Genomic DNA, 18,306 nt, shown 5'->3' with positions numbered 1-18,306 from the left:
ATGAGCAAGCTTGTTGTCGTCGCCGCCGGGGGTACCGGCGGTCACATGTTCCCCGCCCAGGCCCTGGCCGAAACCCTCGGCGCCCGCGGCTGGCGCGTGGTGCTGGCCACCGATGATCGCGGCGCGATCTATGCCGACAAGTTCCCGGCCGAGGAGCGCCTGGCCCTGTCGGCCGCCACCGCCAAGGCCGGCGATCCGATCGGCATGCTCAAGGCCGGCTTCGTGGTCGCCCAGGGCGTGCTGCAGGCGAGAGCCGCCTTCAAGCGCCTGGACCCGGCCGTAGTGGTGGGTTTCGGCGGCTATCCCGCGCTTCCCGCCCTGCTGGGCGCCCTGTCGCAGGGCCGCCCCACGGTGATCCACGAGCAGAACGCGGTGCTGGGCCGCGTCAACCGCTTCCTGGCCCCCCGGGTCACCGAAGTGGCCTGCGCCTTCCCGATCCTGGAAAAGGCGGCGCCCGCCGTGAAGGCCCGCGCCCATGTCGTGGGCAACCCCGTGCGCCCGCCGGTGCGCGCCCTGTTCGACGTGCCCTATCTGCCGCCGGAAGTGCAGTTGCGCATCCTGGTCACCGGCGGCAGCCAGGGCGCCCGCCTGCTGTCGGAACTGATCCCCGAGGCCATCGCCAAGCTGCCCGAAGAGATGCGCGGCCGCCTGAAGGTCTTCCAGCAGGCCCGGGCCGAGAGCCTGGAACACGCCCGCAAGGTCTATCGCAACGCCATGGTCGACTGCGAGGTCGCGCCGTTCTTCCGCGACATGGCCGGCTATCTGCGCCAGTCGCACCTGGTGATCGGCCGCTCGGGCGCCTCGACCTGCACCGAGCTGGCCGTGGCCGGCCGGCCGTCGATCCTGGTCCCCCTGAAGATCGCCGCCGACGACCACCAGCGCTTCAACGCCCGCCTGCTGGAAGAAGCCGGCGGCGCCGCCGTGTGCTTCGAGGACGAACTGACCGTCGACGCCATGGCCGGCGCCCTCAACGCCCTGCTCAAGAACCCCGAGCGCCTGGCGCGGATGTCGGACGGCGCGCGGTCAGTGGCCAAGCCCAACGCGGCCGAGGAACTGGCGGATCTGGTGGAGCGGACGGCGCGCGCCTGACGCACTCGAAAGTTGCTATTTTGTTCTCGTTGCCCTAGGTTGAAGTCGGCTGGGCGACAGGGGGCGGCATGTGCGACTGGGACGCTGTACCGTTCGAGTATTTCGCAACGCGGGTTGTCCACTTTCGGGACTTCGACGGCGAAGAGCGGGATTTGCCGATCCGCTTCGAACTGGCTCACACCGTCGAGCCTGCGCCCTACTGCGACACCTGCGAGACGCACTGGGCGAGGGCGTCCTTCACCTTCCTGGGTCAACAGCACAGACTGCGCGGTATCGGCGAAGATCACATCGTGGCGCTGTCCCGCGCCATGCGCCTGAGTGGCGTGGTGCTGATGCGCGCCGCCAAGGAGCGTGGCGTGCCGCTCTACGAATACACGCCGGGCGACACCAAGGCGCCCACCGACCTGTTCAAATGACCGAGCCGCGCCGCTCTTGCCCTCTCCAAAATCACCCCGGAAGGCCCAGACGCTGAAATCCCGCGTGCTTCCGACACGGTTCTGGGTCTAGTCTTCAAAAAAAATGCGCGGGGGAACAATCATGAAGAAGGCCATAGGCGCTCTTGTCGTCGTCGGAGCCTGTGTCGTTGGCCTGGCGGCCTGCGACAAGGTCGGTTCAAAAACGGGGGCGGGCGCCAAGACGGCGGTCGTCGACACCGAATTTCCCGAGCGGGTCTATTGGGGCGACACCCACCTGCACACCAGCAATTCGGTCGACGCCTTCGGCTTTGGCGTGCGTCTGGGCTCGGAGGAGGCGCTGCGGTTCGCGCGCGGCGAAGAGGTGACCTCGACCGGCGGCCTGAAGGCCAAGCTTGCCCGGCCGCTGGACTTTCTGGTCATCGCCGACCATTCCGATGGCCTGGGCTTCACCCGCAAGATCTATGAGACGCCGGGCTTCCTGCTGCGCAATCCGCTGTTTCGCCGCTGGCATGACCTGATGCATGAGGGCCCTGAGGGCTCGATGAAGGCGACGGGCGAACTGATCGACGCCGCCGCCAGCGGCTCGCTGCCGGCCAACATCAGTGATCCCAAGCGCTCGGCCAAGACGACCCGCTCGATCTGGAACGACCACGTCTCGATCGTCGAGCGTTACAACGACCCGGGCAAGTTCAGCGCCTTCATGGGCTTCGAATACACCCTGATGCCCAAGGGCGACAATCTGCACCGGGTGGTGATGTTCCGCGATGGCAAGGCCGAGGCCTCCAAGGTGGTGCCCTATTCGTCCCTGGTCGGCACCTCGGCCGAGATGCTGTGGGACTATATGGACGGCTACGAGAAGACCACCGGCGGCAAGGCCCTGGCCATTCCGCACAATTCCAATGTCTCCAACGGCCTGATGTTCGAGCTGACCGGTCCTGACGGCGGCCCGATGTCGGCCGACTATGCCCGCCGCCGCGCGGCCCGTGAGCCGCTGGTCGAGGCGACCCAGATCAAGGGCGACAGCGAGTCTCACCCCTTCCTGTCGCCCAATGATGAGTTCGCCAGCTTCGGCGACGCGGGCTGGGACCTGGGCAACCTGCCCATGTCGTCCAAGAAGACGCCGGACATGTTCGCCGGCGAATATGTCCGCGAGGCCCTCAAGCGCGGCCTGGCGATCGAGGCCAAGACCGGGGTCAATCCCTACAAGATGGGCATGATCGGCTCGACCGACTCCCACACGGCCCTGGCGACGGGCGACGAGGACAACTTCTTCGGCAAGCATTCGGCCGTTGAGCCGCGCGCCGGCCGGGCGATGGAGCCGCAGAACCTGGGCACGCGCGAGGGGCGCAGCGGCTATCACTATCTGGCGGGTGGCTATGCCGCCGTCTGGGCCAAGTCCAATACCCGCGCCGCCATCTTCGATGCGATGATGCGGCGCGAAGTCTATGCCTCGACCGGCCCGCGCATGCAGGTGCGGGTGTTCGGCGGCTGGGACTTCACCGCCAACGACCTGAAGACCAACTGGGTCAAGGCCGGCTATGCCCGCGGCGTGCCGATGGGCGGCGATCTCAAGGCCGGGGCCGGCAAGGCGCCGGTGTTCATCGTCTCGGCCCTCAAGGACCCGATCGGGGCCAATCTGGATCGCGTCCAGATGGTCAAGGGCTGGGTCGACAAGGCCGGCGTCACCCACGAGCAGATCTATGACGTGGTCTGGAGCGACCCGGCCCGCCGGGCGATGACGGGCGGCAAGGTCCCTCCGGTCGGCGACACCGTCGATCTGGCCACCGCCACCTATGCCAACACCATCGGCGCGCCGGAGCTGACCACGGTGTGGACCGACCCCGATTTCGACCCGACCCTGAAGGCCTTCTACTATGTGCGGGTGATGGAGATCCCGACCCCGCGCTGGGTGGCCTATGACGCCGTGCGCTACAAGGTGAAGATGGGCCCGGAGGTGCGGATGAAGGACCAGGAGCGGGCCTATACCTCGCCGATCTGGTACACGCCCAAGGCCTGACGGATGACGCTACGCGAACGCCTGGTCCAGGGTCTGCGCGAGCCCCTGGTCCAGTTCCTGCTGGCCGGGGCCGTGATCTTCATGGTCTTCGCCCTGGCCGGCGGCGGTCCCGATCCGGGCGAGCGCCGCATCGCGGTCGACGAGGCGCGGGTCCAGCGCATCGTCACCCTGTGGATGCAGACCTGGCATCGCCCGCCGACCCCGGCCGAGCTGGACGGGCTGATCGGCGAGTATGTCCAGGAGGAGGTCTATTATCGCGAGGCCCTGCGCCTGGGTCTGGATCGCGACGACCCGGTGATCCGGCGGCGGCTGCGCTCGAAGATGGAGTTCCTGGCCGCCGACCAGCTGGAAAGCGTCACCCCGGGCGATGATGTCCTGAAGGCCTGGATGCAGGCCCGTCCGGCGCTCTACGTCCCGGATGCCAAGCTCAGCTTCCAGCAGATCTATGTCGGCTCGGCCACCGACCGCGACGCCGCCGAGGCCCGGGCCGCGACGATCCTCACCCGCCTGGCGGCCGGCGCGTCGCCGGCTCAGCTCAGGCAACCCCTGTCGCTGCCGACCACCCTGTCCGAGGCCTCCCGTTCCGAGGTCGACAGGCAGTTTGGCGAGGCCTTCTCCGAGGGGCTGTTGCGCGCGCCGATCGGCCAATGGACGGGGCCGGTCGCGTCCGGCTTTGGCCTGCACGTGGTCAAGGTCACCGCCGTAAAGCTGGGGCCGCCGCCCGCGCTGGATCAGGTGCGTCAGGCGGTCGAGAACGACTGGCGCGCCGCCACCCGCGCCGAGCGGGAGGCCAAGGCCTATCAGGACCTGCTCAAGGGCTATGACGTCGTCATCGCGCGGCCCCAATGACATTGCTGCGTCTGGCCGCCCTGGTTCTGGCCTGGCTCACGCTCGCCGGCGTGGCCCGGGCTGACGATCTGCGGCCCGGCTATCTGGAGCTGACCCAGACCTCGCCTACGGCCTGGAAAATGGTCTGGAAGGCGCCGATCCGCGGCGGTCTGGCGACCCACGCCGCGCCCAGCCTGCCGGCGCAATGCCGGTCGCAGCCGCCCTCGCGTGACCTGATCGTTGGAGCGCTGGTCGAGGTGGCAAGCTTCGACTGTCCCCGGGGGCTGGAAGGCCAGACCGTCGGCCTGACCGGACTGGACGCAACCTTCACCGACGCCCTGGTGCGGATTGCGCCGCTGGGGCGTCCTGTTCAGGTCGGCCGGCTCACGGCCGACCGGCCGCTGATGGAGGTGCGCGCGGCGCCCGACCGCTTGCAGGTGGCCCGGACCTATCTGGTGCTCGGCGTGGAACACATCCTGGCCGGCTATGATCACCTGCTGTTCGTCCTGAGCCTGGTGCTGCTGCTGCGCGGCGGCATGCGGATCGCCAAGACCGTGACGGCCTTCACGCTCGCCCATTCCCTGACCCTGGTCGCCACGTCCCTGAACCTGATCAGCCTGCCGCGTCAGCCGGTGGAGATCTGCATCGCCCTGTCGATCGTGTTCCTGGCCGTCGAGATCGTGAAGTCACGGCCCGAGGGGCCGCCGCGCCTGTCGGAACGGGCCCCCTGGCTGGTGGCCTTCGCCTTTGGGCTGCTGCACGGGTTCGGGTTCGCCGGGGCCCTGGCCGAGATCGGCATGCCCGAGCGCGAGGTCCCCACCGCCCTGCTGACCTTCAATATCGGCGTCGAGATCGGGCAACTGATCATCGTCGGGGCCGGACTGCTGGTGCTGGAGCTGATCCGCCGCTACGCCCCGCAACACCGCCGCCTCTTTCAGCGCGGCGCCGCCTACGGCATCGGCGTCACGGCCGCCTACTGGTGCATTGTCCGCATTCTGGGGTGACACCGCTAAGGGGCGACGGGGATCATCACCTCGTTGCGGCGCATGAACCACGGGGTCCAGGGCGGATTGTACTGCGCCAGCGACGCGGGCCCGGTCGCCCGCAGCTGGCGGGCCGACAGGCGTTTCTTCAGGTCAGCGGTCTTGGCCTCGACCGTGTCCGCTCCGGCCAGGCCCGAGAAGCGCAGCACCGCCAGGCGGGACGGCGGAATAAGGCGAAGCTTCACCTGGGGGTCGTTCGGCTCAGGCAGGGATTCCAGGCTGTAGCGGCTGGGCATGGTGAACCTCACGACCCACTGGCCGGCGCTTTGGGTCTGGGTGACCGGCGCCGTCATGGCGATGGTCTGGCCGGCCGGCGCCTGGGCGACCGGCGCGGTCATGGCGATGCTCTGGCGCGTCCTGTTGCCGCCGAAGATATAGCCGGCCAGCAATCGAAAGCCGCGACTGGCCGCCTGTTTCTGATCGCCGCTGACGGTCACTTCGGCGACCACCAGGGCGGGATAGTCGCGAACGTCAAAGTCGCCCTCGTGGAGGACGACCTTAAAGGCAGGTTCTTCAACGGCCATGGCCACGGTTCCCAGAAAGACTGCCGCAAACACTGCGGTCATGGCCATGCGTCTCAGGGTCATGCTCATGCCGTTTCCCCCGCCGGGCGCCCGGCGATCACACTAACACCGGACTGAACGGCCCGGGCCTGACTTCGTTGCGCGGGCAAGACCGGCTTGGCCGGCGGCGGCGACCTGCTGGTTACCCACACCTATGCGGCGGCGGGGTGGCTGCGGGATAGTCGCCCTCTCCCCTTGCGGGAGAAGGTGGCCCGAAGGGCCGGGTGAGGGGTCTCGCGGACCTTTCCGGATGGGGCTTTCGACCTCTTATCCGACCCCGACCTTCGCCGGGGCCACCTTCTCCCGGAAGGGGAGAAGGTGAGGCGATTAAGTGCACTGTCACCGCAATCTGGTGGCCGAGTGGATGTTGGGGCGGTAGGTGCTGTCCGTCTCCGCTGGGGAAGGGGGTCGGGCCCTGAGACAACTTGACCGCACGCCCCCATTAGGTACCCTCGCGAGTTCATGGGGGACTCAAACGTGCAGGTTGTAACAATATTCAACAATAAAGGCGGGGTGGGGAAAACAACATTAACCTTCCATCTCGCGCACGCGCTTGGTTCTTTAGGTAAAAAGGTCCTTCTGATCGATCTCGACCCCCAATGTAATTTAACTATATATGCTCTGGAGATGGAGCACATACATACAATATGGGCCGCTGAAGATCCCTATATTGAAGATTTCGATGCTTCTCGAGCGTCCAGTCCGCAAAATTTTGAAGCTATGACGAAGGAGCTTCGGTCAATACACTTCTTGTTGAAGCCGACGGAAGACGGTACTGCCGAGCTTGATCACCTCCCGCCGCCCTGTGAGCTCGCCACCAACGTCCACCTTATCCCGGGACGTCTGACGCTTCACCTCTACGAGGCCAAGATCGCCGAGCGATGGAGTGGCGTCTATCAGGGTGATCCTTTGGCCATTAGAACGGGAACTCGTGTCCGAGCCATCGCGGAGCGATATGCCGCTGAGTACGGCTATGACTATGTAATCTTCGATACGTCGCCAAGTCTTGGTGCGCTCAACCGGAATCTGTTGTCGCTGGCCGATGGGTTTATTATCCCTTGTTCACCAGATCTATTCTCTATTTATGGAATTAGAAATATTGGTAGTGCCCTGAAGGTTTGGAGAAAGCAATTTGAAAGTATCTTTCATTTTCTTTCCGACAGCAAAAGGGAGAGTTTTCCTAGTAAGTTTGTCGAATTTCTAGGGTACACAGTTTATAATGCCAGAAAATATTCCGGGTCTGGTAATAATCTAGATTTAGCTCAGGCGCATTATAATTACGCAAAGCAAATTCCAAGTGTAATTGAAACATATATCGATAAAAATAGCCGATCAATCATTGATGGTGACGTTTTGGAGGCGTCTATTGGCGACAATGCTGTAATATATAGTCACAATACCCTTCCTAGTATGGCGCAAAAGTATCACAAACCAATGTGGCAATTGCCTGCGTTGGATTCGCTCGAATCTGAAGATAAATCCACAATCGGAGGAAATCGAAAAATCTATGAGGCGACGCTAGAAGCGTATCAGACCTTTGCAAAAGATTTTATGGCTCGGGTGGCGAAGCTCAATGGATGAGGATCTTATAATAAGGCTCGTAGAACTCTATCGTGCTCGCCAACATGACTTGAACGTATTTATGAAGTCGGTGGCTGAAACGGTTGGTCAGCACCCGGATTTGAATAGGCCGGGTGCCGAGGCTGTGCATTCTTATAAGTACCGGCTCAAAGATCCCGGCCATTTGGCAGAGAAATTGAGAAGGAAGGCCGCCGCTGGTGTCGACATCAACGAGGCGAATTTCGCCGAGCGCGTGACGGATCTAGCAGGGGTGCGGGTTTTACACCTTTTTCAGGATGCATTCGGCGAGATCGACGCCGTCATCAGGCGAAGGGTCGCTGATGGCGATTGGGTTCTGGGGGAGCGCGCGAAAGCTTACACTTGGGATCCCGATAACGTAGCTTACTTCGAAGGTTTCGACCTTGAAGTGGCGCAGAAACCCACTGCCTATACTAGCGTTCACTACCTAATCCGTCCCAGAGCTGACTCGCCATTGTGTTGCGAGTTGCAGGTCCGAACTCTATTCGAGGAAATTTGGGGCGAGGCCGATCATCGTATCAACTATCCAGCTCCATCCCAGGATTTGGCCTGCAAGGAGCAGATTCTTGTCCTCTCAAAGGTTGTCGGAGCTGGAAGTCGCCTGTTCGACTCGCTGAGCCGTGTTCACAAGCTGACTTTGTGATGCGGATGATTCAAGGTGGGGCTCTCTTAGAGCGCGCCTTTCAAAGTTATCCTCTAGTTGTCCGCGGGCGTTCCATGCTTGCTGCAAGGCATGCTAGGTCTGACTAATCCCCGTTCCTGCACGGGCATCCACACCCCTCCGCCCCAACAAATTCAACGCCCTAACCGCCGCACCCAGCGTCACGATCCAAAATCGACGCAGCCCCCTGCAAAACGGCCGCATACTTCTCCTCGCTTCATCGCAAGGGGAGGGCGTCCAGCTGGCGACCTGACGGGCGGTGGAGGCGGTTGTACGGGGTCAAGAGGGTGGGTGACGTAAACCCGCCTATCGGAGGAAGGCCAAGCCTCCGCCCGTCCGAAGGTTCGCTCCGGGTTCCTCCGGAATCGGCGCGGCTGCAGCCCAAGGCTGGGTCCGTCGCGAGGGGGATGAAATCCGGGTGGGGCAAAAGGCTGAACAGGCCTGCGCACCCCGGCCAGAGGGATAACGACCGCGCGGAGCGCTCCGGCCACGGCCGAAACGGTACTCCACTACACACTCATCCGGGCCTGGCCCGGACGCTCCGCCGCCTCCCCAAGTTTTCGGGGGCCAACTCGCCGGTCGAAACCGGCGAGGGCGCGAACCCGTGCTCTGTGTCTAACCCGGAAACTTCAGCAGATTGGGCTTGGGGATCGCGGCCTTGAAGCTGCCGCGCGTCTTGGCGGTGTCGAGGCCGAAATCGGCCCAGGCGGCCAGGAACCCGGCGGCCGGCGCATTGGCGGGCAGGGGCGCGAGGTTCAGAACGGGGCGGGCGGCGACGGCCGCTCGGGCGGCCGTCCAGGCCTCGGGCTCGGCCGTGGCATAGGCGCCGTCGGCGCTGACCAGTTCGGTCGCGAGGGCGCGATCTTCGAAATACAGGGTCACGGCGGCATTGGCGGGCTGATCCGTGAGACTGGCCAGGGCCTCGGTCAGGGCGATCAGCGACATGCGGGCGCCGCTGGTCCGCCGCTCGCCGCCGGCCGCGCCCTTGATCGCTTCGGGGCCGCTCGCGCCCTCCAGGCGCCGCACGAAGGACCAGCCGCCATAGCCGGGGTCCGAGCGGCACAGGCTGGCGGTCCACAGAATGACGGTCATGGCGGGCTCCCTCGCGCTGGAGCCGGATTTCTAGCGTGTTTCGTGGGGAAGGGGAGGGGGCGGCTCAGTCGCGACATGGCCCGGCCCGTGCCTGCGCAGGCTCGCCGCAGAACGAAAGGTAAACGGGTTCTTAAGTTTGATGGTTAACGTCATCTTTACGTTGGTGAACAACGTTCTAACAACATGGGTTTACGACGCGACCCCGTCCGCGGGGGCAGTAGCAAGAAGTGTGCCAGAATGGGTCAAAACCCATTGAATTTGCGGGTCTTGGCGTGTTTTCACGAGCGTCCCCGACTATTTATGGTTAACGCGCCGTAAACACCTATTAACCACTTGTTAAGTCTCTTGGCTCCGGCTTTGCTCCTGATGCGTTGAACCCTTGCCGGACGTCCCGGTGTGGGACGGTCCGTGTGCGGAGATGCGCGTCGATGTTCGAGTTCGGTCGTGATCTGAAACGTCTCTTCGGCGTCGATGCCGGAGCGGAGTCCAAGGCGGCGTCGTATCGCGAGGGCCTGACGGGCGGCGACACCTCGCTGCTCGAGCTTCTCGATATAAGACTGCTGACCAACGAGGCGCGCTCGGCCGATGTGGCGGCGGGTCGCATTGGAACCAAGGATCGTGGCGCGCGCCTGCTTGAGGCCGCCGTGGTCTGGCGCGAGCTGGCCCGCCGATCCGGTGACGCCGCCGCCCTGCGCAAGGCCGCCTCGCACGCCGAAGCCGCCGGCAAGATCTTCGAAAGCGAACGTCGCCTGGAGGCCCTGGCCTCGACCCGCTGCGAGCAGGCCGTCCTGGCTATTCTGGGCGCCGATCTGTTCGGCGACGAGGGGCTGAACGCCGCCGCCGGCGCGGCCCTGACCCTGGCGCGCACGGCGCCGGGACAGCGCTGCGGCCTGGCCATGGCCCTGGTCGCGGGTCTCGATGGCCGCGCGGGCCTGGCCGAGAACAATATCGATCGCGCCCTGGCCGCCGTGCAGGGTTATGACGCCCCACTGCGCGCCCTGGCCGCCGCCAAGCGCGTTAAGGGCGGTTCGGCCCGGCTGCTGCTGGCCGAGCAGCGCGCCGCGCGCATCGAACTGATCCTGACCTGCGGCGCGCGCCTGAAGGATCGCGCCCTGACCCAGTTGGCGATCACCGAGGCCACGGCCGCGGCCGCCGCCCTGGATCCGGACTTTGAGCCTTTGACGTGGGCTCGCCTGGAGGGCCTGCGCGGCTCTGCCCTGGTGCAACTGGGCGAGCTGGACGGCGAGTTGGCCCAGATCGCCGATGGCGTCGAGGCCCTGACCGCCGCGCTGGAGCCGCTGTCGATGGACCACAGCCCGATGGACTGGGCCCGCGCCCAGGCCGCGCTCGGCGCCGGTCTGCAGTCGGTGGGCGAGGCCACGACCTCGGACCGCGCCTTCGAACAGGCGGTGACCTGCTATGACCGCGCCACCCAGGTGCTGAAGGTCCAGCCGGCCCTGGCCCTGCGCGCCGTGGTCGCCAACAACCGCGCGCTCAGCCTGGCGCGCTGCGCTGAACTGACCGCCGATCTGGCGGTGCTGGACGCCGCCGAGATGGCGTTCAAGACCGAGCTTTCCGCCCAGCCCGGCGGACGCGATCCGGCCTCCTGGGCCGTGGCCCAGATGAACCTGGCCCGGCTCTACGAAGCCCGGGTCGAGATCACGGGTCGCGACGACGGCCGGCTGGACCGGGCGGCCGTGGCCCTGGCCTGCGCCTTCGATGTGTTCTCCGAGCTTGGCCTGCGGTCGCTGACCGATCTGGCGGCACAGGGACTGCAACGGTTGAAGGCGGCTCACGCTCACTGACCCGGATCGGGACGCCGATCTACCTCGAAAGGGGAGGGGCGGCAGGGTCGCCCCGTCGAAACAAAGGTCGGCGCATCGCCCAGGCGATGCAGCGGATCAAGACCTAACAGGGACGAAATCGTGATTGCTTCGCTTGTTCTTGCCGCCGCTCTTTCCAACGCCGCGCCGGCCAAGGCTGATACCGACCTTCTGATCCCGGCGTCGCAGCCGCGCGAAGCCATCGCCATCCTCAACTGCCTGGTCAAGGACGACGGCCGCCTGACCGCCTGCACCGTCGAGGGCGAGAGCTCGCCGGAACTGGGCGTCGGCGACGCGGCCCTGAAGATGGCCGCACAGTTCCAGATCGACCTGTTGGGTCCCGATGGCAAGAGCCGCGCAGGGTCTTATGTCCAGGTGCCGGTGCGCATCCGCATTCGCTAGATCCGACCGGTGTTCGGCGGCTTGCGGCGCAGCGTCGCGGCTACCGTCTCTGCCTCCAATATGCTAACCCCTAACACCCTGTTAACCATACCCGTCGCATCTTGAAGCCTCGATTCTGAGCCCTGTTCGGCTCGCTTTCACGAGGCTTTTGGATGACCGGCGCCGAAGTTCTTGATGTCGGTCGCGATGCGATCTGGCTGACCCTTCAGCTGTGCGCGCCCGTGCTGATCGTCGGTCTGGTGGTCGGCGTGGCCATCGGCCTGTTCCAGGCCCTGACCCAGATCCAGGAAGCCACCCTGGTCTATGCGCCCAAGATCGTGGCGATTTTCGTGTCCCTGCTGATCTTCCTGCCGCTGATGGGGGCCCTGATGGCCGGCTTCATGCGCCAGATCGCCGCCCGCATCGCTGGCATGTAGGGGAGGCGAGGGCCGCTTGGACTCCTACGCGACAGCCGCCCAGGTCTATGTCGCCGGCCTCGTCTTTGCGCGGGTCGGGGCCATGGTCATGCTGATGCCCGGCATCGGCGACGACTCGGTGCCGCCGCGCGTTCGTCTGGGGTTTGCCCTGCTGATGTCGATGCTGCTGACGCCGCTGCTCCAGAACACCGTCCCGGGCGTGCCGACGTCGGTCGGCGGCCTTTGGGGTCAGGTGATCCACGAGATCCTGATCGGCCTGATGATCGGCTCGGTGCTGAAGCTGTTCTTTACCGCCTTGTCGACGGCCGGCGAAGTGATCTCGATGCAGACCACCCTGTCGTTCGCCCAGACCACCAACCCGTCGATGGGGCAGTCCAGCACGGCGGTGGCGACCTTTCTGTCGATGCTGGGCCTGACCCTGATCATGGCCACTGACCTGCATCACCTGTTCATTGGGGCGATCGTCAAGTCGTACGACCTCTTCCCGTTCAGCCGCGCCGTGCCGGTGCATGACGCCGCCACCCTGGCGGTGCGCACCGTGGCCGAAAGCTTTTCCCTGGGCATCCAGCTGGCCGCCCCGGTGATCGTGTTCTCGCTGGTGTTCAATCTGGCCGTCGGTCTAGTGGGGCGGGTCATGCCGTCGTTCCAGATCTTCTTTGTGGCCTCGCCGCTCAGCGTGATCCTGGGCCTGTCTCTGCTGGCGCTCAGCCTTGGCGGCATCGCCATGGTCTGGACCGACCGCTACCGCGACCTCCTGATGATCTTCAACTAGGGGCGGGTCATGGCGGAAGACACAGACAACGACTCGAAAACCGAAGAGCCGTCAGCCAAGAAGCTGTCGGACGCCAAGGCCAAGGGCGACGTCGCCAAGAGCGCGGACGTTCCCCAGCTGGCCTCGCTGATCGGCGCCGTCGCGGTGATCCTGATGGCCGGCGGCTGGCTGACGCGCGATCTGTCGGCGGCGCTGGTGCCGTTCCTGGCCTATGCTGGCCAGATGGATCTGAGCAGCGGCGGGGCGGTTATCATCGCTCGCCAGGCCATCATGGCGGCCCTGCCGCCGCTGGTCCTGGTCATGCTGACCACGGCGGTCTTCGGCTTCATCGCCCACGTGGCCCAGACCGGCTTCATGATGACGCCGGAAAAGATCAAGCCTGACCTCAAGAAGCTGGATCTGATCAAGGGCATGGGGCGGCTGTTCGGCATCGACGGCCTGGTGCAGTTCGCCAAGTCGGCGCTGAAGTTCATCGCCACCGGCATCATCGCCTATTTCGTGCTCAAGCCTCACGCCAGCGAGGTGGTCAATATGGTCGGGATGGACCCGTCCCATATGATCCCGGCGTCGATGAAGCTGGCGACCAAGCTGTTCTTCGCCGTGATCCTGCTGTTGATCCTGACCGCAGGCTTTGACTGGTTCTGGCAACGCCAGCGGTTCATGACGCGCATGCGCATGACCCTTCAGGAGGTCAAGGACGAGTACAAGCAGTCGGACGGCGACCCGCACATCAAGGCCAAGCGCCGCCAGATCCAGATGCAGCGCTCACGCCAGCGGATGATGCAGGCTGTGCCCAAGGCCACGGTGGTGGTCATGAACCCGACCCACTACGCCGTGGCGCTGAAGTACGAGCCGGGCGAGACGCCCGCGCCGCTATGCGTGGCCAAGGGCATGGACGAACTGGCCCTGAAAATCCGCGCCGTGGCCGAGGAGCACGGCGTGCCCGTCCTCGAAGATGCGCCCCTGGCCCGCGCCCTGTATGCGACGGTCGAGATCGACGAAGAAATTCCGGCTGATCATTTCGAGGCTGTGGCCAAGGTCATCGGCTTCATCATGAACGGCAAGAAGCCGAAGGCGCGGGCCCGTCCGCTCTAATTGGCCGTTTTTAAAGCGCAATTCAGACGCCCTCTGACCTTGCGTTCCATAAAGAGTATCCTCGGATCGGCTCAAGCTGAGTCGCGACCGGGCTTTGAACAAGGATTGCAGTCGTCCATGGCCGAAATGCCCGTCCAGGACATTGTTGATACCGGCGTCTCGCGCCGCCGCTTCGACCCCTATATCTGGGGCGCGGCGATCTTTTTCGTGGCTGCGGCAGGCCTGGCGGCGGTTCCCGCCCTGCGCGCCGGACCGGCCACCCTGGCGGGGTTGCTGCTGCTGGGCGGCGTTGCCGGCGTCGCCATTCTGGGCCTCGTGGCCATTCGCGCCTCGGCCCACCATGAGAGCGACCTGGACGCCGCCGAAGGCTTCATCGACGCTTTGAACGAACCCACCGCCCTGGTCGCCGCCGACGGGCGTCTGCTGGCGGCCAATGTCGCCTGGCGGCTGATCATGGGCGATGCGCGCCGACTGCCCAAGGGCGTGGCGGGCTCGGGCCTGTTCGCGGCCCTGGTCCGGGCCCGCAAGGGCGAGATGGCCGAGGGCCTTCTGCGCGTCGACGGCGCCGACCGAGTCGCCACCGTGTCTCGCCTGGCCGGCGGCCGTCTGCTGGTCCGCCTGGCGCCGCCCGCCGTCATCCAGACCATCGCCGCCGAGGCGCCGCCCGTGTCCCTGGCCCCGGCCATGGCCCCGCCGCCCGGTTCGCTGGACGCCTTTTCCGGCGCCTCGCCGTTCGGCGCCGCCCTGCTGGAGGGGCTGGATCCCTTCAATTCCCGCATTCTCGAGGCCAATCCGGCGCTGACCGCCATGGCCGGCCCCGGCGCCAAGGCCGGTGTATTGTTTGGCGAACTGATCGAACCGGTCACCCGCACCGAGGCCGAGACCCGCATGGCCGGGGGCAAGGCCGGGCCGTTCGAGGTGCGCCTGTCGCGCGACCCGACCCGCATCGCCCACCTCTACCTCTATCGGGCCGAGGGGCGTCTGGTCGCCTACATGATCGACGTGTCCGAGCAGAAGCAGATCGAGCTTCAGCTGGCCCAGGCCCAGAAGATGCAGGCCATCGGCCAGCTGGCCGGCGGCGTCGCCCACGACTTCAACAACCTGCTGACCGCCATTCAGCTGCGGCTGGACGAGCTGCTGCATCGCCACCCGGTGGGCGATCCCTCGTATGAAGGCCTCAACGAGATCCGTCAGACGGGCGTGCGCGCCGCCGATCTGGTGCGCAAGCTGCTGGCCTTCTCGCGCAAGCAGACCGTGCAGCGCGAGGTGCTGGATCTGGGCGAACTGATCTCGGAATTCGAGGTCCTGCTGCGCCGCCTGCTGCGCGAAGACGTCAAGTTGATCACCGACTATGGCCGTGACCTGCCGCAGGTTCGCGCCGACAAGAGCCAGCTTGAGACGGCGGTCATGAACCTGGCCGTCAATGCCCGCGACGCCGTGCGCGCCGCCAAGGGCGGCGGCATCGTGCGCATCCGCACGGCCCGCCTGACCCAGGAAGAAGCCGTCGCTCTAGGCTTCCCGGGCGCCGACGGCGACACCGCCTTCATCGAGGTCAGCGACGACGGTCCGGGCATTCCGCCCGACGTCATGGGCAAGATCTTCGACCCGTTCTTCACCACCAAGCCGGTGGGCGAGGGCACGGGCCTGGGCCTGGCCACCGTCTATGGCATCGTCAAGCAGAGCGACGGCTGGATCCACGTCCATAGCCGCCCGGACGAGGGCGCGGCCTTCCGCATCTTCCTGCCGGTCCACGTGCCGACCGCCGCGGCCATCGCCGAGGCCGCCGCCGTCGCCGCCCAGCCGGTCAAGGCCCGTCCGCCGCGTGACCTGTCGGGCGCCGGCCGCATCCTGTTCGTCGAGGACGAGGACGCCGTGCGCGGCGTCGCCGCCCGCCTACTGCGCGCTCGCGGCTATGAAGTGCTGGAGGCCTGCGACGGTGAGGAAGCCCTGCTGATCGCCGAGGCCCATGCGGGCACCATCGACTTGCTGATCAGCGATGTGATCATGCCCGGCATCGATGGACCGACCCTGCTGAAAAAGGCGCGTGGCTATCTGGGCAATGCGCCGGTGATGTTCATCAGCGGCTATGCCGAGGCCGAGTTCAGCGACCTGCTGGAAGGCGAGACGGGCGTGACCTTCCTGCCCAAGCCGATCGACATCAAGACCCTGGCCGAGCGCGTCAAGCAGCAGATGCAGGCGGCCTAGAGCGGCCGTCAACGGATCGGGATGGAAAAGCGGCGCTGGCTTGCGCCGTAAAGCCCGGCCTATTCCGGCGGGCAGCCCTTGAACTCGCCGACCTTGCTGACCGACAGGTGGCTCAGGTTCAGGCCCATCAGCGGGTTCATCGATGCGCGGCCCGAGCCGCTGAACAGGTCCAGCTTCAGGCCCTTGATCGCGCCGCCGACGTCGGAGGCGTACCAGTAGCCGTCGTGCGTGCCGCCATCGGGCATGGGCAGGCCGACGGTTTCCTTGATGAACAGCACGGTGCGGCGCGGGATGACGGTCTTGTCGACGGCGACGGTGCGCATCGCCACGACCTTGCAGCCCAGCGAGTCCAGACCGCGGATGCCCTTGGCGCCGGCGTGATACAGCGTCGCCCGCATCTTGTATTCGAGCGTGCCCGGAATGGTGCCCGTCAAGGCGCCCGTGATCAGGTCGCCGAGCGGATCAGGCGCGGACTCGGAGTCCGAGCCGGCGGCGAAAGCGGGAAGAGCGGTGGACATGGCCATAACGGCCAAAATTCCGGCGAGCGTGCGACGCATCGAGGGAATCCTCTTATCGGCGTATCTGTCGGGCGGGGCTCTGGATAGTCCGATCACGGCCGCGTGACAACCCTCGGGAGGAGAACTCATGACCCTTCGCATCTACGGTGACACGAAATCGGGCAACTGCCTGAAGGTGAAGTGGACCGCCGAGCGACTGGCCCTGCCGTTTGAGTGGATCGAAGTCGACATCCTGCAGTCGCAGTCGCGGACGCCGGAATTCCTGGCCCTGAACCCGGCGGGACAGGTTCCGGCGGTGATCCTCGACGACGGCCGGGCCCTGGCCCAGTCGAACGCCATCATGCTGCACCTGGCCGAGGGTTCGGCGCTGATCCCGACCGACGCCTTTGAGCGCGCCAAGATGTTGGAATGGCTATTCTGGGAGCAGTATAGCCACGAGCCCTATGTCGCCGTCGCGCGGTTCCAGGTCTCCTATCTGGGCAAGCCGGTCAGCGAACTGGACGCCAAGCTGCTCGAGCGCGGCAACAGCGCCCTGGGTCGCCTGGAAACCCAGCTGAAACAGACGCCGTACCTCGTGGGCGAACAGCTCACTCTGGCGGATATCGCGCTGGTGGCCTACACCCGGGTCGCCCACGAAGGCGGGTTCGATCTGTCGCTGTATCCCGCCGTCCAGGCCTGGATCAGCCGGGTCGAGGCCGCCCTGGGTCTTTAAGTCGTTTCGCGGAGCTTCCATGTCGCGCCTGTCTTCCAGCCTCAGGGTTCTCGCTATCGGGGCGGCGCTCGCCGCGCCCGCCAATTCCGCTCTGGCCTGGGGCTCGTCGGGCCATCGTCTGGTGGGCGTGCTGGCCGTTCAGGGCCTGCCGTCAGACGTGCCGGCCTTCCTGCGCACCCCGGCGGCTGTGGCGGCGATCGGCGAATATGCCCGCGAGCCGGACCGCTCGAAGGGCTCTGGCAAGATCCACGACCATGACCGCGACGCCGCCCACTTCCTGGACGTCGACGACCAGGGGCGGATGTACGGCGGTCCGATGTTCACGGTCGAGGCGATGCCGGGAACCCGCGCCGACTACGAAACGGCCCTGCGCGCCGCCGGCGTCGACAGCTGGAAGGCCGGCTACCTGCCTTACGCGATCATCGACGGTTACCAGCAGCTGGTGAAGGACTTCACCTATTGGCGCATCCTGGTGGCCGCCGAAAAGTCGGCGACGGATCCGATGAAGAAGGCCTGGTACGCCGCCGATCTGAAGCGCCGCGAGGACCTGCTGATCCGCGACCTGGGCGTCTGGGCGCACTATGTGGGCGACGCCAGCCAGCCGATGCACCTGTCGGTCCACTACAATGGCTGGGGCGATTATCCCAACCCCAACGGCTACACCCAGTCGCGCTCGACCCATTTCAACTTCGAAGGTCCTCTGGCCAAGGCTGTCGGCGACCAGGCCCAGGTCAAGGCCCTGATGCCAGCCTACAAGGACTGCGCCTGCTCGATCGAGACCCGGGTCGTCGGCTATCTGACCACGACCTGGAAAGAGACCGAGCCGCTGTACGCCCTGGAAAAGGCCGGTAGCCTGGTCGACACTGATCCGCGCGGCAAGGCCTTCACCCAGGCCCGCCTGGCGGCCGGCGCCACCGCGCTACGTGACCTGGTGACGGAAGCCTGGCGGGAAAGCGCCAACGGCAAGATCGGCTATCGCCCGGAGATCAGCGTGGCGGACGTCGAGAGTGGCAAGGCCGATCCCTGGCCTGATCTCTACGGCAAGGACTGACCCC

Annotated in this window: 18 protein-coding genes; 15 read left to right on the top strand and 3 right to left on the bottom strand. The window is 65.7% G+C overall.

Features of this window, described 5'->3' with window-relative positions:
* The 5 genes from murG (at position 1) to ACN2C7_RS14800 (ending at position 5,354) form a co-directional block, all read left to right on the top strand.
* Positions 1–1,089 (top strand): undecaprenyldiphospho-muramoylpentapeptide beta-N-acetylglucosaminyltransferase, encoded by a 1,089-nt coding sequence (gene murG / locus ACN2C7_RS14820; protein ID WP_419317771.1) that lies wholly within the window; start codon positions 1–3, stop codon positions 1,087–1,089.
* A gap of 68 nt (positions 1,090–1,157) precedes the next feature.
* On the top strand, positions 1,158–1,505 hold the full coding sequence (locus ACN2C7_RS14815; RefSeq protein WP_419317769.1) for a hypothetical protein: 348 nt from the start codon (positions 1,158–1,160) through the stop codon (positions 1,503–1,505).
* A gap of 121 nt (positions 1,506–1,626) precedes the next feature.
* A complete protein-coding gene (locus ACN2C7_RS14810) occupies positions 1,627–3,522 on the top strand; it encodes a DUF3604 domain-containing protein (protein ID WP_419317767.1) in 1,896 nt (631 codons plus the stop codon).
* A 3-nt stretch (positions 3,523–3,525) separates the two neighbouring features.
* Positions 3,526–4,371: a peptidyl-prolyl cis-trans isomerase gene (locus tag ACN2C7_RS14805; protein ID WP_419317765.1), complete on the top strand. Its 846-nt coding sequence runs from the start codon at positions 3,526–3,528 to the stop codon at positions 4,369–4,371.
* Positions 4,368–5,354, top strand: a complete 987-nt coding sequence (locus tag ACN2C7_RS14800; RefSeq protein ID WP_419317763.1) for a HupE/UreJ family protein — start codon at positions 4,368–4,370, stop codon at positions 5,352–5,354. Before ACN2C7_RS14805 ends, ACN2C7_RS14800 begins: the two co-directional genes overlap by 4 nt.
* 5 nt (positions 5,355–5,359) lie before the next feature.
* Here the strand turns inward: ACN2C7_RS14800 and ACN2C7_RS14795 are convergent, their stop codons facing one another.
* Complete coding sequence (locus tag ACN2C7_RS14795) at positions 5,360–5,986, bottom strand: SOUL family heme-binding protein (protein WP_419317761.1); 627 nt, start codon at positions 5,984–5,986, stop codon at positions 5,360–5,362.
* Positions 5,987–6,433: 447 nt separating this feature from the next.
* On the opposite strand from ACN2C7_RS14795, the gene ACN2C7_RS14790 reads away from it, so the two are divergent.
* Both ACN2C7_RS14790 and ACN2C7_RS14785 read left to right on the top strand, forming a co-directional pair.
* Complete coding sequence (locus ACN2C7_RS14790; RefSeq protein ID WP_419317759.1) at positions 6,434–7,537, top strand: ParA family protein; 1,104 nt, start codon at positions 6,434–6,436, stop codon at positions 7,535–7,537.
* Between the two features lie 61 nt (positions 7,538–7,598).
* Positions 7,599–8,198, top strand: a complete 600-nt coding sequence (locus tag ACN2C7_RS14785; RefSeq protein WP_419317757.1) for a RelA/SpoT domain-containing protein — start codon at positions 7,599–7,601, stop codon at positions 8,196–8,198.
* Between the two features lie 633 nt (positions 8,199–8,831).
* On the opposite strand, the gene ACN2C7_RS14780 is transcribed toward ACN2C7_RS14785, so the two are convergent.
* Positions 8,832–9,308 carry a ribonuclease H gene (locus ACN2C7_RS14780; protein WP_419317755.1) on the bottom strand — a complete coding sequence of 159 codons (477 nt, stop codon included), beginning with the start codon at positions 9,306–9,308 and terminating at the stop codon, positions 8,832–8,834.
* A 428-nt stretch (positions 9,309–9,736) separates the two neighbouring features.
* Between ACN2C7_RS14780 and ACN2C7_RS14775 the strand changes: the two genes are divergently transcribed.
* The 6 genes from ACN2C7_RS14775 (at position 9,737) to cckA (ending at position 16,021) form a co-directional block, all read left to right on the top strand.
* Complete coding sequence (locus tag ACN2C7_RS14775; RefSeq protein ID WP_419317753.1) at positions 9,737–11,113, top strand: hypothetical protein; 1,377 nt, start codon at positions 9,737–9,739, stop codon at positions 11,111–11,113.
* A gap of 120 nt (positions 11,114–11,233) precedes the next feature.
* Positions 11,234–11,533, top strand: coding sequence for a hypothetical protein (locus ACN2C7_RS14770; protein ID WP_419317751.1), 300 nt, complete (start codon positions 11,234–11,236; stop codon positions 11,531–11,533).
* A gap of 152 nt (positions 11,534–11,685) precedes the next feature.
* Positions 11,686–11,949, top strand: coding sequence for a flagellar biosynthesis protein FliQ (fliQ, locus tag ACN2C7_RS14765; RefSeq protein WP_419317750.1), 264 nt, complete (start codon positions 11,686–11,688; stop codon positions 11,947–11,949).
* 16 nt (positions 11,950–11,965) lie between these two features.
* Positions 11,966–12,721: a flagellar biosynthetic protein FliR gene (gene fliR, locus ACN2C7_RS14760; RefSeq protein WP_419317748.1), complete on the top strand. Its 756-nt coding sequence runs from the start codon at positions 11,966–11,968 to the stop codon at positions 12,719–12,721.
* A 9-nt stretch (positions 12,722–12,730) separates the two neighbouring features.
* Complete coding sequence (gene flhB / locus ACN2C7_RS14755) at positions 12,731–13,816, top strand: flagellar biosynthesis protein FlhB (RefSeq protein WP_419317746.1); 1,086 nt, start codon at positions 12,731–12,733, stop codon at positions 13,814–13,816.
* A 117-nt stretch (positions 13,817–13,933) separates the two neighbouring features.
* Complete coding sequence (gene cckA, locus ACN2C7_RS14750; RefSeq protein ID WP_419317744.1) at positions 13,934–16,021, top strand: cell cycle histidine kinase CckA; 2,088 nt, start codon at positions 13,934–13,936, stop codon at positions 16,019–16,021.
* A 59-nt stretch (positions 16,022–16,080) separates the two neighbouring features.
* Here cckA and ACN2C7_RS14745 read toward each other — a convergent pair whose 3' ends face one another.
* A complete protein-coding gene (locus tag ACN2C7_RS14745) occupies positions 16,081–16,578 on the bottom strand; it encodes a 3D domain-containing protein (RefSeq protein ID WP_419317742.1) in 498 nt (165 codons plus the stop codon).
* Positions 16,579–16,666: 88 nt separating this feature from the next.
* Here ACN2C7_RS14745 and ACN2C7_RS14740 point away from each other — a divergent pair, with 88 nt between their 5' ends.
* Both ACN2C7_RS14740 and ACN2C7_RS14735 read left to right on the top strand, forming a co-directional pair.
* The gene (locus tag ACN2C7_RS14740) at positions 16,667–17,251 is read left to right on the top strand and encodes a glutathione S-transferase family protein (protein ID WP_419317740.1); all 585 of its coding nucleotides are present in this window, start codon (positions 16,667–16,669) and stop codon (positions 17,249–17,251) included.
* Between the two features lie 19 nt (positions 17,252–17,270).
* Positions 17,271–18,302, top strand: a complete 1,032-nt coding sequence (locus ACN2C7_RS14735; protein WP_419317739.1) for a S1/P1 Nuclease — start codon at positions 17,271–17,273, stop codon at positions 18,300–18,302.
* The last annotated feature ends 4 nt before the right edge of the window (positions 18,303–18,306 follow it).

The organism is Caulobacter sp. ErkDOM-E, from assembly GCF_048541895.1.
Taxonomy (GTDB): Bacteria; Pseudomonadota; Alphaproteobacteria; order Caulobacterales; family Caulobacteraceae; genus Caulobacter.
This window is presented reverse-complemented; position numbering and strand designations above follow the sequence as displayed.

Excerpts from the sequence above, each read along its gene's own strand:
- murG (WP_419317771.1), top strand. The coding sequence starts at position 1 with ATGAGCAAGCTTGTTGTCGTCGCCGCCGGGGGTACCGGCGGTCACATG.
- ACN2C7_RS14815 (WP_419317769.1), top strand. The coding sequence starts at position 1,158 with ATGTGCGACTGGGACGCTGTACCGTTCGAGTATTTCGCAACGCGGGTT.
- ACN2C7_RS14810 (WP_419317767.1), top strand. The coding sequence starts at position 1,627 with ATGAAGAAGGCCATAGGCGCTCTTGTCGTCGTCGGAGCCTGTGTCGTT.
- ACN2C7_RS14805 (WP_419317765.1), top strand. The coding sequence starts at position 3,526 with ATGACGCTACGCGAACGCCTGGTCCAGGGTCTGCGCGAGCCCCTGGTC.
- ACN2C7_RS14800 (WP_419317763.1), top strand. The coding sequence starts at position 4,368 with ATGACATTGCTGCGTCTGGCCGCCCTGGTTCTGGCCTGGCTCACGCTC.
- ACN2C7_RS14795 (WP_419317761.1), bottom strand. The coding sequence starts at position 5,986 with ATGAGCATGACCCTGAGACGCATGGCCATGACCGCAGTGTTTGCGGCA.
- ACN2C7_RS14785 (WP_419317757.1), top strand. The coding sequence starts at position 7,599 with ATGAAGTCGGTGGCTGAAACGGTTGGTCAGCACCCGGATTTGAATAGG.
- ACN2C7_RS14780 (WP_419317755.1), bottom strand. The coding sequence starts at position 9,308 with ATGACCGTCATTCTGTGGACCGCCAGCCTGTGCCGCTCGGACCCCGGC.
- ACN2C7_RS14775 (WP_419317753.1), top strand. The coding sequence starts at position 9,737 with ATGTTCGAGTTCGGTCGTGATCTGAAACGTCTCTTCGGCGTCGATGCC.
- fliQ (WP_419317750.1), top strand. The coding sequence starts at position 11,686 with ATGACCGGCGCCGAAGTTCTTGATGTCGGTCGCGATGCGATCTGGCTG.
- flhB (WP_419317746.1), top strand. The coding sequence starts at position 12,731 with ATGGCGGAAGACACAGACAACGACTCGAAAACCGAAGAGCCGTCAGCC.
- cckA (WP_419317744.1), top strand. The coding sequence starts at position 13,934 with ATGGCCGAAATGCCCGTCCAGGACATTGTTGATACCGGCGTCTCGCGC.
- ACN2C7_RS14745 (WP_419317742.1), bottom strand. The coding sequence starts at position 16,578 with ATGCGTCGCACGCTCGCCGGAATTTTGGCCGTTATGGCCATGTCCACC.
- ACN2C7_RS14740 (WP_419317740.1), top strand. The coding sequence starts at position 16,667 with ATGACCCTTCGCATCTACGGTGACACGAAATCGGGCAACTGCCTGAAG.
- ACN2C7_RS14735 (WP_419317739.1), top strand. The coding sequence starts at position 17,271 with ATGTCGCGCCTGTCTTCCAGCCTCAGGGTTCTCGCTATCGGGGCGGCG.